11 protein-coding genes and 2 pseudogenes are annotated in these 14,154 nt (G+C 55.8%); 7 read left to right on the plus strand and 6 right to left on the minus strand.

Annotated features, from left to right (window positions below; translation table 11 throughout):
• Positions 1-67 precede the first annotated feature (67 nt).
• Both G9Q84_RS16275 and G9Q84_RS16280 read right to left on the minus strand, forming a co-directional pair.
• Positions 68-352, minus strand: a complete 285-nt coding sequence (locus G9Q84_RS16275) for an acyl carrier protein (protein ID WP_181643717.1) — start codon at positions 350-352, stop codon at positions 68-70.
• Positions 330-896 (minus strand): hypothetical protein, encoded by a 567-nt coding sequence (locus G9Q84_RS16280; RefSeq protein WP_181643718.1) that lies wholly within the window; start codon positions 894-896, stop codon positions 330-332. The genes G9Q84_RS16275 and G9Q84_RS16280 overlap by 23 nt, the downstream gene beginning before the upstream one ends.
• 102 nt (positions 897-998) lie before the next feature.
• Between G9Q84_RS16280 and G9Q84_RS29345 the strand changes: the two are divergent.
• A pseudogene (locus G9Q84_RS29345) lies at positions 999-1,240 on the plus strand (DUF3077 domain-containing protein).
• A 154-nt stretch (positions 1,241-1,394) separates the two neighbouring features.
• Here G9Q84_RS29345 and G9Q84_RS16285 read toward each other — a convergent pair.
• From G9Q84_RS16285 to G9Q84_RS16295, 3 genes are all read right to left on the minus strand, one after another.
• Positions 1,395-2,006, minus strand: coding sequence for a 3'-5' exonuclease (locus G9Q84_RS16285; protein WP_032884626.1), 612 nt, complete (start codon positions 2,004-2,006; stop codon positions 1,395-1,397).
• 42 nt (positions 2,007-2,048) lie between these two features.
• Positions 2,049-2,525, minus strand: a complete 477-nt coding sequence (locus G9Q84_RS16290; protein ID WP_032884625.1) for a LabA-like NYN domain-containing protein — start codon at positions 2,523-2,525, stop codon at positions 2,049-2,051.
• 117 nt (positions 2,526-2,642) lie between these two features.
• On the minus strand, positions 2,643-3,392 hold the full coding sequence (locus G9Q84_RS16295; protein WP_122681744.1) for a DUF2076 domain-containing protein: 750 nt from the start codon (positions 3,390-3,392) through the stop codon (positions 2,643-2,645).
• Positions 3,393-3,572: 180 nt separating this feature from the next.
• Between G9Q84_RS16295 and G9Q84_RS16300 the strand changes: the two genes are divergently transcribed.
• Positions 3,573-4,232 (plus strand): YciC family protein, encoded by a 660-nt coding sequence (locus G9Q84_RS16300; protein WP_032884770.1) that lies wholly within the window; start codon positions 3,573-3,575, stop codon positions 4,230-4,232.
• 40 nt (positions 4,233-4,272) lie between these two features.
• On the plus strand, positions 4,273-5,361 hold the full coding sequence (locus G9Q84_RS16305; protein WP_032884623.1) for an endonuclease/exonuclease/phosphatase family protein: 1,089 nt from the start codon (positions 4,273-4,275) through the stop codon (positions 5,359-5,361).
• Between the two features lie 124 nt (positions 5,362-5,485).
• Here the strand turns inward: G9Q84_RS16305 and hrpB are convergent.
• A pseudogene (gene hrpB / locus G9Q84_RS16310) lies at positions 5,486-7,612 on the minus strand (ATP-dependent helicase HrpB); the annotation flags it as partial.
• An 89-nt stretch (positions 7,613-7,701) separates the two neighbouring features.
• On the opposite strand from hrpB, the gene G9Q84_RS16315 reads away from it, so the two are divergent.
• From G9Q84_RS16315 to G9Q84_RS29350, 4 genes are read left to right on the plus strand one after another with little or no spacing between them, the layout of a single operon-like run.
• Positions 7,702-9,990 carry a protein kinase family protein gene (locus tag G9Q84_RS16315; protein ID WP_181643719.1) on the plus strand — a complete coding sequence of 763 codons (2,289 nt, stop codon included), beginning with the start codon at positions 7,702-7,704 and terminating at the stop codon, positions 9,988-9,990.
• Entirely contained in the window at positions 9,974-12,049 is a 2,076-nt protein-coding gene (locus G9Q84_RS16320) for a site-specific integrase (protein ID WP_181643720.1), read from the plus strand. Before G9Q84_RS16315 ends, G9Q84_RS16320 begins: the two co-directional genes overlap by 17 nt.
• Positions 12,046-12,651 (plus strand): hypothetical protein, encoded by a 606-nt coding sequence (locus G9Q84_RS16325; protein ID WP_145162328.1) that lies wholly within the window; start codon positions 12,046-12,048, stop codon positions 12,649-12,651. The genes G9Q84_RS16320 and G9Q84_RS16325 overlap by 4 nt, the downstream gene beginning before the upstream one ends.
• Positions 12,648-14,063: a tyrosine-type recombinase/integrase gene (locus tag G9Q84_RS29350; protein WP_242461446.1), complete on the plus strand. Its 1,416-nt coding sequence runs from the start codon at positions 12,648-12,650 to the stop codon at positions 14,061-14,063. The genes G9Q84_RS16325 and G9Q84_RS29350 overlap by 4 nt, the downstream gene beginning before the upstream one ends.
• Positions 14,064-14,154: the final 91 nt, after the last annotated feature.

The following is a 14,154-nucleotide window of genomic DNA, read 5'->3' on the forward strand; positions in this document are numbered from 1 at the left end:
AGCCCCCTCCCACAGTTTGATTTGTGAATACATTCAAAATGTGGGAGGGGGCTTGCTCCCGATGGCGTCAGTGGCCGCACTGCAAATTCGAGCGTTCAACAATCAAATCGACTATCTGCTGGACGGTAGTGATGTGATCCCAATCTTCCTGGGTCGCTTGCAAGTTGAATTGCCACTTGTTCTGCATGAAAAAGCAGGTCAAATCATCATCAATAATCGTGAAGTCATGGATGAAGTCCGTTTGCTCCGTGACCTGGCTTCGGTCGATGAAACCGATGATGTCGACGAAGAGCTGAATCACCTTTTCGCTGATCTCGGTTCTGGTCGCGCTACCTTCCGTTGCTTGTTTCATAGGCGCACTTACCGGCACTGACCAGATTAAAGACAGCCAACCCCCCAGCGACGAAAGGAATACCCCGTCCAACAATGCCAAACACCCGGAAGGTGCCAAAATTTGCCTTTGCCACTCTGGCCGAGGTGGGTTGCCTGATCAATGTACGAGGGAAAAAGCACATCCCGGTGAGACTCAGCGGGCTAGTCGTTTTGCTGGCGCCGACACGGCCCCAGGTGCCCACGGCAATTTTGCTGACAGCTATTCCCTCAGCACCGGCCAGAACCGTCGCGTCGGTCAAGGCGTGGTGTTGCTGTGTAGGTGTCCAGAGCTCGTCAAACGGGGTGCTCGGCACTGAGGAGTCAGCCTGAATGGGCTTGAGTAACTGGTACCTGGCGCCATGGGTCCAGCCTGGTGAATGAGGCAACACTATGACTGCCGGGCAGCTTGTCATCGCATTACCCAAATGAAACGCCATGCTGGAAGTTGAGCCGAAATCGATGCCGTCCCGTTGGAGTTCGAGCTGGCTTCGCATGATTGCTGTGTGAAGATCGCTTTCCTGCATAACGTAGTCCTTTTACGTAAATGACAGGTGGGATGTTAGGTTGCGGCGAAGAGCGATAGGTGGGAGAAGGAAAATCCAGAACGGTCTGACGAAACACTAGGGCTGAGCCTACTGACCATTCAGAAAGCAGATAAACGCCCTCAAGATGCCTCGCCCTTCATCCTGAACGACAACATGAGCCTCGAAGATGCCCTCGCCCAGGCGGCGGATTTGCTGCATTGCGCGGTGGGCACTGCGCACTCGTCGGGTGAGGCGATGGATGTGCAGCAGCGGGCGGTGATGCATTTGGTGCAGATGGCGAAGGGGTGGTGGATCGGGCGTTGGAGTGTGTGCAGCCTCGATGAACGACCGATAACCAATGTGGGAGGGGCGGTGCGACGGTTCGACTTGCTCCCGATAGCAGTGGATCAGTCAGCTTATGTGTGGCTGACTCGCCGCAATCGGGAGCAAGTCGAACCGTCGCACCGCCCCTCCCACATGTTGAACGGCGTTGTTCTGTCAGAACCCGCGATGCTTCTTCAAATGCTCATTGATCTTCGCCGCCGGCACTTTCTGCAAAGTGCACAGCAGGTCGTGGGACAGTTCGCGCAAGCCGTGGGTACGCCGCAGTTCCTGGGCCAGGTGCGCCGTGAGGTTGGCCGCCATTTCCGCATCCGCCAGCGCTCGGTGAGCTTGGCCGGTGTGGGGCAGTTTCGCGTAGGTGTTGAGGGTGCCGAGCTTGTGGTTTGGTGCCGATGGCATCAGACGACGTGCCAGCAACAGCGAGCAGGCGAATTTCTGCAAACGCGTCCGGCGAATCAACCCCAGCTCGTAATCCCAGAACTTCTGGTCGAACGCGGCGTTATGCGCCATCAAGGGCGTGGTTCCGACGAATTCGTTGACCTCATTCATCACCCGCTCGGCCGGCGGGGCGCTGCGCAGCATGGCGTTGCTGATGCCGGTGAGTTGCTCGATAAAGCCCGGTACGCGCACACCTGCGTTCATCAGGCTCTGGTAGCGGTCCACGATCTGGCCACGTTCGAGGATAACCACCGCGATTTCCGTGGCCCGGCAGTGGCTGCTCGGGGTGATGCCGGTGGTTTCAAAGTCGATGACCGCTATACGTTCCAAACCTGTTCCAACTCCGTCTAACAATTGATTGAGCCGCGGCGCTTATTTGAGCAGCAGCGCGCCTTCGATCGGCACGTAGCGGCTGGCGGCGCGTATCAGTGAGTTGGCCGTCAGCCCGGGCACGCCGTAGGCCACGGCTTCAACCCCATGCTTTTGAATGATGCGTTCGAGCAGCATGTCGAAATCCCCGTCACCGGAGGCCAGTACCACTTCGTCGACGTGGTCGGCGGCGTCCATGATGTCGAGGGTGATGCCCACGTCCCAGTCGCCCTTGGCCGAGCCGTCACTGCGTTGGATGTACGGTTTGAGTTTTACCGTAAACCCCAGGTTGCGCAGGATCTGCTGGAATTGCTGCTGCTTGCTGTCGCCACGGTCGATGGCATAGGCGTACGCCTCGACGATCTGCCCGCGGGAGCTGATGTCTGCCCACAGGGCGGCGTAGTTGAAGTGGCAGCCATACGCCTGGCGGACGGTGTAGTAGAGGTTTTGTACATCGGCGAACACTGCAATTTTCTTCACCGCACTTCCTCATGACAGCCAGGCGCCTGGGCCCGGAAAGGGTGCCAGTATGCCAGCCGCGAGAAAGTTTCCGGAAAAAATCAGACCGGGACGCCGCAGCGCCCCGGACCGGGAGTGTCAGACGAAGGAGTCGTCGTCGCCAAAGGAGGAGGAATCGTCGGAATAATCGCTGTCGGCGAAGCTGTCCGAGTTATTGCCGCCCCAGTTGTCATTGCCGGCGAACTTCTGGTCGTCATTGCCCCAGTTGCCGTTGTCACTGGCGGGCGCCGGCTCTTCACGGATTATTTCTTCCACGACCTGCGGCTGTTGCGAATTGTGATTGAACAGGCTGCTGATGCCTTCTGCCAGCAACACACCACCGGCCACGCCAGCGGCGGTTTTCATCGCGCCACCGAGAAAGCCGCTGCCCATGGGCGCGGCGGCGGGTGGTTGTTGTGGTTGTTGATAGTTTTGCTGCGGCGCGGACTGGCCGCCGAACGAAGGCCGCGCTGGCTCGCGCCAGCCACCGCCCGAATTGCCCGGAGCGCTCGACGCCGGTTGCGCGTCACGGGAACCGCCGCCGCCAAAGATGCTCGACAGGAAACCACCGCTGCTCGCCGGGGCCGGTTGCGCGGACTTGGCCCGCTGCAACTCATCCTGCAATTGCTGGATCTGCTGCGCCTGTTGCTTGTTCTGCGCGTCGAGACTCTTGAGCGCGTGTTCCTGCACCAGGATCGACTGCGTCATGTAGTACCCGGCGGCCGGTTGGCGAGTCATGTGCTCCTTGATCCGCGCTTCGGCCTGGGCGTCGCGGGGGGCTGAGTCCGTTTCGGCTTGCTGCAACCGTGAAAACAGTCCATCGATCAGGGTTTGCTCTTCGCTGTTCATGGCGACCTCGTTAGATTGCCGGTAGAAATTCTGGTCCCGCCTGTGATCAGGTCAGGTGCCTTCCAGTTATGGGGGTGTTACGAGTTGTTTCAATGGTCTTTACTCAAGGTTTACGTTTGTGACCCTCTGACCGTGATCGGTTAAAGTGTCGCCCTTGTTTCCAGGCCTGCGATGAACCTGATGAATCCGTTAGACGTATTGCGCGACTCCCTCCGTTTTACCCGCAGCAACCTGGGCGCGATCGTCCAGTTATGCCTGCCGCTGGTGATTCTCGAAGCCTTGCTGCAACAGATACTGGACCACACGCTGGGCGCGGATGCGTTTCCCGGTTACAGCGTAGTGGTGGGCTTATTGGTGTACCCGCTGTACACCGGCGCCTTGATTCTGTTCCTCGACGCGCGCACCCGTGGTGAGTCCCCGCGCACCAAGGATGTCTGGGCCATGTCGCTGGCTCTATGGCCGCGCTTCGCCCTGCTGACGGCCATGAGCACCCTGTTGATCCTGCTGGGCCTGTCGCTGTATTTCCTGCCTGGCCTGTGGCTGATGGTGGTGCTGGCGTTTGCCGAGTACCTGCTGGTGCTGCGCGGCATGCCGGCGCTGGAGGCGATGAAGGAAAGTTTCCGTCTGACCCGTGGGCATTTCTGGCGGATCCTGGTGTGCCTGCTGTGCGTCATGACCCCGCTGTGGTTGCTCAAAGGCGCCAGCCTCGCGGCGTATCCCAACCCTGCGCCGCTGCTGGGGCTGTTGATGGACAGTGCCCACAGCTTCCTACAGTTGTTCACCAGCGTGGTGCTGTTCCGTTTATTCATGCTGATCGGTGGCGATGCCGACGCGCGGTGATATGCTCCGTGCCATTCCTGAAACGCTATAAGCCGAGCCGATGACCCGTTTATTGCGCATCACCTTGCTGGGCCTGCTGATCATCGCAGGCGTGCTCACCGCCCTGATCTACAGCCTGACCTGGCGCCCCGCGCCTAAGGAAACCTTGCCGGTGAGCTGCGTTGCGCCCCGCGCGCCGACGCTGCTGCCAGGGCAGGCGCTCAAGGTTATGACGTGGAACGTGCAATACCTGGCCGGCAAGAACTACGTGTTCTGGTACGACACCCCCGACGGCAGCGGCCCGGACGACCGCCCCACCGTGGAAGACATGGCTGTGAGCCTGGATGAAGTGGCGCGGGTGATTCGCGACGAACAGCCCGACATCCTGCTGTTGCAGGAACTCGACGAAAACGCCAAGCCCTCCCATTACCAGGACCAACTTGCCTTGTTGCAGGAGCGCCTGGTCGACCTCTATCCATGCAGCGCCCAGGCCTTCGACTGGAAGGCCGACTTTGTGCCCGACCTGCATATCTTCGGCAGCGTCGGTCGAAAACTCGCGACCCTCAGCCGCTACCAGATCGAACACGCCGAGCGCCTGCAATTGCCGGTGCCGGACGCCAACTTCATCAGTCGCCAATTCCAGCCCAAGCCAGCGTTGCTGTTGACCTACCTGCCACTGAGCGACGGCGGCCAACTGGCCGTCCTCAACACCCGCCTGGACGGCGACGCGCCGGGGCGCAGTGCCGTACAGGAGCAAGTGCAAGCCACGGTAAAGTTACTGGATAAATTTGAAGGCCGTGGCACGCCCTGGCTGATCGGCGGTGATTTCAACCTGCTGCCACTGGGGCAATTCCTGCGTTTGGATGCGGGTAAGCGCGGGCAGTATTCGCCGGACAGTGAGCTGCATCTGTTGTGGGATAAGTACCCGATGATCCCGAGCAACAGCCAATCCAGCGGGATTGATCGTGAGAAATGGCTGACGCACTTTCCCAATGACCCGAGCATCGATGGCCCGGATCGCACCCTGGATTACCTGTTCTACAGCCCAAGGATCAAGCGAGTGGAGGCCAAGGTGCGGCAGGAGGATACGTTGCGTATTTCCAACCATTTGCCGGTGATTGCGCGCTTCCTGCTGCCCGCTGCGCAATAACAGACACACAAAACTAATGTGGGAGGGGGCTTGCCCCCGATAGCGGCGTGTCAGTCAACTTATCGGTAACTGGCCCACAGTCATCGAGGGCAAGCACCCTCCCACATTTGGATCTCTATCACGCTTACTTTCGGGGTTTGATCCGCGCGGTCGGCTCTGCGATCAACGGATCATCTGGCCAATAGTGCTTGGGATACCTGCCTTTCAAATCCTTCTTCACCTCGGCGTACGTACTGCGCCAGAAGTTCGCCAGATCCTGCGTCACCTGCACCGGCCGCCGCGCCGGGGACAATAGGTGCAACTTCACCACCTGACGCCCGCCCGCAATCCTTGGCGTATCCGCCAGCCCGAACAATTCCTGCAAGCGCACCGCCAGGATCGGCGGTTGTTCGCTGTAATCCAACCGCACCGATGACCCCGATGGCACCTTCACATGCTGCGGCGCCAGCTCGTCCAGGCGCTGGGGCAGCGGCCAGGGTAAGAGGTTGTGCAGGTAGCTGGAGATATCCAGGTTGGCGAAATGGCTCAGGCGCGAGACCTTGCCCAAGTAGGGCATCAGCCAGTGCTCCAGGTCGGCGAGCAAGGCGCTGTCGCTGATGTCGGGCCAGTGGCTGATTTTGCCGACGTCCAGTTGGCGCAGCAGCATGACGCGGGACTGCCATTGGCGCAGCTCAGGCGTCCACGGCAACAACTCCAGGCCTTTGCGCCGCACCAGATTGACCAGCGCCTGGCTGCGTGCGTTTTCGTCGAGACCGGTGAGAGGTTCGCGGCTGAGCACCAGTTCGCCGACTTTGCGCTGGCGCTCGGCACGCAGCACGCCTTCGCGTTCGTCCCAATCCAGCTGGTCGACGTTGCGCACTTGCTCGGCGAGTACCGAGTCGAACAGTGCCGGATCAAAATCCGCCGCCAAGTAGATGCGTTCTTCGCGCTGGCCCTGGCGGCTGCCAAGGTCGGCGATGACCAGCCAGGGTTGTTTCATCAGGCTGTCGGCTTCGGCGAACAGCGCCGCGCGGCCGTTGGCCAGGCGGTATTCGGCACCGCCGGGGCGACGTTGCTGGGCGACACGGTCCGGGTAGGCCAGCGCCAGCAACGCACCGAGCCAGCGCGGGTGATCGGGGTCGGGCACCGGTTGGGTCGCCTGGCCTCTTAAATAGCTGCGATATTGCCGCGCCAATTGCTTGGCCCGCTGCACACCGCCTTGGGTTCCGCGCGCCCGCTCTTCGCCGGACAGCAGGGCCAGACGACTGTGCAAATCCGCGCCGCCACCGCGCAAGATATCGCGCTCACCCAGCAAGGCGGCGACATCACAGGCGGTGGCCGCCAACCCCAAGTCCTGCCCGCGCAACAGCAAGTGGGCAATGCGCGGATGGGCCGGCAGCTCGGCCATTTTCTGGCCGTGGGCGGTGAGTGTGTCTTCGTTCAATGCACCGAGGCGTTGCAACAAATCCTGGGCCTGGGCATACGCGGCGGTCGGCGGCAGATCCAGCCACACCAGTTGCGTGGGAGTGACGCCCCAGCGCGCCAGCTGCAAGGCGAGGCCGGCGAGGTCGGCCGCAAGGATTTCCGCACTGCCATACGCGGCCAGCCCTTCATGCTGGTCTTCGGACCACAACCGATAACACACCCCCGGTTCCAAGCGCCCTGCCCGACCGGCGCGCTGGGTGGCGCTGGCGCGGGAGATACGCTGGGTGTCGAGGCGGGTCATGCCGCTGCCGGGGTCGAAACGCGGCACGCGCGCCAACCCGGCGTCGATCACCACGCGTACGCCGTTGATGGTCAGGCTGGTCTCGGCGATGTTGGTAGCCAGTACGACTTTGCGTTTACCAGCGGGTGCCGGGTCGATGGCGGCGCGTTGGGCATTCAGGTCCAGCTCGCCATGCAGGGGGCACAACAGCACATCAGGGCGATCACCCAGCGCGTCGACCAGTTGCTGGTGGACCCGCCGAATCTCGGCTTGCCCCGGCAGAAACACCAACACGCTGCCGGTCTCGTCATGCACGGCTTCGAGGATAGTCTGCACCACACGCGGCTCGATAAATTCACCGGCCTGGTACGGCCGGCCCCAGCGCATCTGCACCGGGAACATGCGCCCTTCACTGCGCAGAATCGGCGCGTCATCCAGCAGGCTGGCCAGGCGCTCGCCTTCAAGGGTCGCAGACATCAGCAGGATTTTCAGCGGTTGCTCGTCGCGAAACAACTCGCGGCCGTTGAGGCTCAAGGCCAGCGCCAGGTCGGCGTCGAGGCTGCGTTGGGGCACTTGACCGATTGCACATACCTGTCAAAATCTACAAAACGCCTTAAAAACAGACACTTAAGGCACACCAAGCCGAGAAAATCATTTTGACAATCATCAGAAAAACCGCACCTCTAGCCAACTATCCTTTCAGAGTGCTGTCGCCCGAGGTAGTGGCGCTGATGGAGCGAGCGGCGAAGGATTTTCCAAGCATCCCGTCAGTGATTCCGATCAAGCTATTCGAGTGCTATTGCGATCTCATGGGCGCAAAGGTCTCGTATCTCACGCTTTCTAGCCCGTCGTACTTTAAGCTGGCTAGAGGCTTCCTGGGGGCGCTGAGGAGCACCTCCTTTCTCGACAACGATCCGACTTCACGTCAATCGTTTGTTCGCTTGTTCGCGGGTATGCATAACGTCATGCGGGCAGAAGTTCCGGCTATGGAAGAGCTGCGGGCTGATCCGGCAAGCATGCGGGATAACGTATCCCTGTGGGACGAATGCCGCTCGGAACTGAATGAAGAAAGCCTCCGGTATTGGAATGGCTGGGGAGTCACATCTCCGAAGGGTCGAGAATACTTTCTCAGCCTCCCCTGCCTGTGGTTGAGCCACGGCAAAGACTTCACTGAGGACTTCTACAACCATTGGGTACTTTTTTTTAAGAAGCAGGCCCGCCCTGCGTACACAGAGGTGAACAAAATGGCGAAATTCCTTGCGGAGCATCGCGAGGATTGGCCCGCTGTAACCTTCCAGCACCCTCAAATGATCAAGGCGTTCTTCCTAGCTTTCATGAAGGATTTTTTCCTCAAGGCTCATGAAGAAAAAAAGAACATTAATGGCCAGATCAAAAGCTGGAGGCGGTTTATCGCCAACTGTGAGGAAATTTTCGTCGAAACCGGCGTTTGGGCCTTGCCGTACCAAGGTGGACTTCCTAAGCCGCTGGAGAGGCCAGATCTAGGCTTGGGCACAAGGAAAAAAACTCGTGAGGACGGTGTGGTTGTGCATGAAAAGCTGATCACGCCTGTACCACTTCACGTTACAGATGAAGAGGCGATTGAGATCATCTTCCATAACATCGAGACAGATGTTTCGGTTATTAAACTTTGGGCGACAGAGCAATGTCGGCAGCTTCTCTCGAAGGTTAGGGAGCGCAAGGCAATGGCCAAAATGGGCCGGCCTATCGTCAGGGGTGGTTCCTTGAAATCGATTGAGCAGCTCGGTATAGAAAACATCTGTGCGACCTTTGAAGCTGATGGTTTTCGAGCCGAGAGAAACTATCTGAACTCTCATTTTGGCAACGGCAACCTAGTGAGGGTTTCTGGTTTACTCGGCTTGCCGACTGCCGACAAGCTCTATCCATATCAATGCCTGCTGGTAACCGAGCACCCGGAAATTACCCACGGCTTTCTTGATAAGCTCATGCTCCTTGATGACAACGGGGATTCGATTGGCTACATCAAGGATGACAGCGGGGCCAAACTCATTGGGTTTAAGGATCGTAGGGGCAAGAAACTAAGCGAGCAGGTTATTCAGTTGACGGCTCAATCCCAGCAGTGGATCGAAGAAATTCTCGAGATTACCGAGCCGTTGAGAGAAGCGCTGCGGCTAGCGGGAAAGCCTGCGTTCAAGGAACTGTTTATCACTTGTGGATACGGTTTTTCGACGCCGAGTAGCGTCACTCAACCCGCATGGAATCGCTCCAAATTCAATTCGATGCCCAAATCGCTCGACGTGCTTCTCAACCAGTTCGCCCCCTATCAGCACATGCTGCAATGTGACCTGCGCCAGTTTCTGGAACGGGTAACGCTTACTTCGATTCGGTCATCCTGTGGCGTGATGGTCTATCTACGAACAAAAAGCGTTACTGAAATGGCCAAAGCCCTGGGTCACGTTCGTTACGATGCGGTACTGCTTCGCCGGTATCTCCCAGAGGCAATCCTGTCTTTCTTCCAAACACGTTGGATCCGAATATTCCAGCGCAGCTTCATCTGCGAAGCGATGAAAGACAGCCCTTATTTGCTCGAAGCAACGGATTTTTCGAGCATGGATGAACTTCACGGATTCCTGAAAAACCATGCGTTGAAAGATATCCCGAGTCACCTAAGGAACCCGGAAAACAAGCCTAGCGCTGAGCAAATCGAGTCTCGCAGTAGCCAGGTTTACATTTCCATTGATGTAGGAATCATGACCGCCCTGCTTTCCTTGGAGGCCGCCGTCGCTAGCTCTGAAAAAGCCCATGAGGTATGTGGCAAAGCTAAGTATTGGGCAGATGTATCTAAAGCCGTCAGCGACGAAATCGTACGAGGCAACGATTCCCTGCTTAAAGAACACCTCAACGTAGCCAGAGCTCATTGCAACCCGTCTCGCATGGAGAACATTATTTATGTCGCTGCCGCCTGAATTAGATTTTCTTGAGCCGTACTTCGTTGACTCCTATCAATCTTTGAGGTCTACAGACTGGCTCCTTAGCGACTTCGACGAAAACGTATGGATGTACAGCTTTGGCTTCAAGACTCCGAAAAGGATCGAATGGGATGTAGAGCTCAGCGACGGCAGTCGCTTGATCGACAAAAAAAATAAAGAGCTTCTGGATGGCTTGAAATATTTTCTGACAGGCTCAACCCAGGCTAATTCAGCTTCAAATTCGAGCGGTGTGCGATCAAGTGAGCTTGCACGCGCACTGCATATCGTCGACTTCTTGCTGCTTAATTGCGAGCAATTCAAACTTGCCCAACATGGCCTAGCCGGTCTTGGCAGAGACAATTTGAAGTTGATCCTTTCAGAAATCGGTTCTAGCAGTGACACAGCAGAATCTGTTTATGCCTGGTCAAAGCGGATGTCCCTTTACTGCTTGAAGCTCGTTCTTGAAACCAGCCAGGTTGAGATTGATCTTGCGTTTAAAGACTGGCCTGATCTCGCGATCATTACTCCACAGCAAATAGACGAGAACGTGCTGGAAGTCCCAATGAATTTGATACCAAAAATCAGAGCAGCTCTGTATCTGAAGGGGTTGTATCGAGTATCTCGTGACAAGGGATACAACCCCAACTCTGTAACGGTATCAAACGAAGTCTACCGAAACACGCTCAAAGGTAGGTTCGATGACAAACCCATTATCGGAATCCTGTCCGTACAAAGCGGGGATGATTTTGTACGAGAATTGCTTCCAATTCCTGTGGCGACAGGTAGTCGGGAAAAGATGGGAGATTCGAATTTCAGCGAGTACAGAAGGACTCTCTATAGCCTAGGAAATTTGCACGACCTTGGTTTGCCCGCACCTTCAACGGAGGACTTGATCAGCGCCAAAAACTTCACGATTGAAACGGAGGCCGCAGGAAGATTCAGGACGCTTCCATCTCAAGTTGTGTTTAGCGCAGTGCGAAACTCTATTGAGTTTTACTTAAAACATGGTTCAGATATCGTAGATGGCTATTGCCGAGCGGCACTGTTCTGTAAAAAGCAGCAGATGTCCCTAAACGATTTAACCGATCAACAGCTCCAGAAGGTGGTTGGTCATCGCCTAACTTCAATAGGCGTGGAAAGCCTTGGGTTGTCACGGCGTAGCGCAGGAACACAATACGCCAGTACCACTAAGGGTATGAGATCCGAATACTTTACCAAGCTTCGCTCTAATCAAGGGCTGATTGAACTGGTAAAAGTGCTTATTGGATGTTCTCAAGTCGTTGTTGGTGCTCTGATGGGAAGGCGCATTGGTGAGCTATTGGATCTGCACGTCACAGACTGTTTGGACGTGACGGAACAATGGCTGGTTTTTGTTAATCGCAAAAGTACCTATCGGCTATTCGGCACGCGTCAGATTGAAGCACGGCCAATTGAACCAATTGCCGTGAAGATGATTAAAAGCCTCATCAGGATGCAGAAAATCCTTAAGCGTATCGGGTTCTTAAGCGAACTTAAGGGACTGTTTGCCAGCCCATCCGGAAAGGGTAATGCTGATTTCTCTCAAGTTGCTGTTTACGGTTTTAACCAAAACCTCGACTTCTTTTGTGATTACTTTGAAACTGATACCAACGACGAAGGCCAACGGTACTACATTCGTCAGCATCAGCTTCGCCGCTTCTTCGCAATGCTGTTCTTCTACTCCAGCAGCTTTGGCGGACTTGAGACTTTGCAATGGATGCTTGGGCATACAGATGTACAGCACGTCTGGCACTACATCACCGAATCTGTGGATGGTGCCACCCTCCGAGGGGCTAAAGCACAATTTGTGGCCGAAGCACTCCACAGTGGCGATGAAGCCAGCTTTGAAAGCCTAGCGGCCCTGTTGAAAACCCGCTATGGCACAGAAGATTTCACCATTGTCGATACCGAGGAGCTCGAAGATTACCTTTCGGATCTCATGGAAGAAGGCTCCGTGGAAATTGAACCGGAATTCATCCAGGACGATGAAGGCAAACGCTTCAAGGTAGTAGCTCGGGTCATGAAGGCAGCAGCATGAAGAAGACTGATGCTCGCGTAGAACGCAACACGTTGGCGCTTTGCACCCTGGTTGAGTGCCTGCAACAAATCCATCGGTCTCCCGACAGTTTTAGGGGCAACAAAGAATTGGTGGCGGCCCTGAAAAGCCAGGGTTCAACTGCAGCTCTGAGCCTCAGCTTCACCGTAGGCGGAGACACGAAGGCAACAACCCCGGTCAGCCTGAACACTCTGAAGACTTATGCAGAAAGTAACTTGCCTACAGGTTTCAACGGGCTAAACAATCTCCGAATGGCGGCCCTTGAAGCGCTGGAGGCCTCAGAACGACGCGAAGAGCGATCCAACAAACGAACCAAGGTAGGTTTATCGCTGCGAGTCGCAGAGTTGGAGCAGAAACTGGCCTTGCACCAAAAAACGAACCTTACATTGCTTCACGCTCTCGGCAATGCTCGCGATCACATCAAAAGTGTCAGGGATGCGCCGAACGCAGGTGTCAGATCATTACGGGCCCAGGAGGCCATAAAGGCGCTGACCGCGATGGCATCGCTGAACGCCCCACCTTACGACAAGATTCCTGCGCCCAATGGCCCTTCTGTTGTAAACCTTGATGAATACAGAAGATGACGAAGAAAAGCCAAAACCAGCTGTTCTCGGTCTTGGAAGAGACGACACTATTTTCCCACATGGCGCTGGGAACGATTGAGACAAGGACATTCAACAATGTCCCATTTGTAACCTGGCCGAACGGTGCGCCCTGTGTGCCGGTGAATCAGTACATTCTGTCGATGATGGAACGGCCTGGTCGCAACGGCAACCGCAACCTATCTACACGCGGATCCAAAGGCGGAACCTTCGGCGAGTACGCCTCCAAGATAAGCCACTTGGTTCGTTATTGCTATCATGCCAACATCGACTTCATTCACCTGACTGACTCCAGTTTTACAGAGTTTATCGATTCCCTTAGAGACGAAAAGTCTCGAATTTACCCAACCGCGAATAAACGGACTGAGCCTACAATCCTGGGTATAGGTAGAGTTTGCCTAGCCTTTCTGGAGTTTGTTGGTAGGCTTCACGAGAATCCAAGTTTTGTCGCTGTCGGCGGGACAATCAGAATAACTATGCACGCCTTTACGATTAAATATCGGAATGGCCGCACGCTGAAAAAAGAGTTTGTACATCATCACTCGCTAAGCCTAGGCGGACGGGTTCGGTCGATATTCCCGATTTCAGACGAAAACATAAAGCGCCTGGTGGACGCGGTGGACAGGGATTCCAAATCACGATTTATTGACTCCAGAAGAAAGATCATGCTTCTCCTGTTGGAGCACACAGGTGCACGCAGGGGGGAAATCTCGAGAATATTGGTTAAAGACATCCTTAATGCACTGGAGATGGATGAGCCAATGCTTAGGCTAGAGACTTGGAAGCAAGGGGTATCTAGCCAGCGGTTCATTCCTGTTCACAAAATGGTTCTCAGCGATATCAAAAAACACATCGAATTCATGCGCAGAAAGATCGTCAAGGGAAAAGTAGACGATGGCTTCCTGTTCATATCACAAACTTTTGCAAAGGGGATATCTCCGGACACAATCACCTCGGAAATTTCTCTTCTGAAAAAGGCTGCAGGTATTAAAGAAAAAATATCTCCGCATATGTTCCGGCATGCCTTCATTACGAATAAATTTGTCCAGCTGATTAAACAGCATGAGCTAGAAAATCCTGATCAATTCAGGCAGTCCTTGCTGAGCAGCCAAACCTTCATTACCGAAGTAATGATGTGGACGGGACACAAGTCTGCAGAGGCTGTTGAGCGCTACATTCACCTGGCATTCAAGAAGGTCGCTAATTACGCTGCGACAGTATCGTCAGTGCACTTAGCATCAGCCATGCTGCTGTTCGACCGTAAACAGCGCGAATTACTCAATCGTCTCAAGGCCGGTCTCGCCGTTGAAGAATATGAAGCCGAGGTGTTAGAACTTCAGCGGCTAAGAGATGAAGACTTCGATATTGCTGGCAGGCGGGTAAGCTCCAACTAAATATCTCCCTGATTGTCGGACTTGCGGGGCTTGCCCCTTCGGGGACGGCTGTCGTAAACCAAAGCCGGGCTGCGCCAGGCTTTGGCCCTAC

The organism is Pseudomonas sivasensis (assembly GCF_013778505.1).
Taxonomy (GTDB): Bacteria; Pseudomonadota; Gammaproteobacteria; order Pseudomonadales; family Pseudomonadaceae; genus Aquipseudomonas; species Aquipseudomonas sivasensis.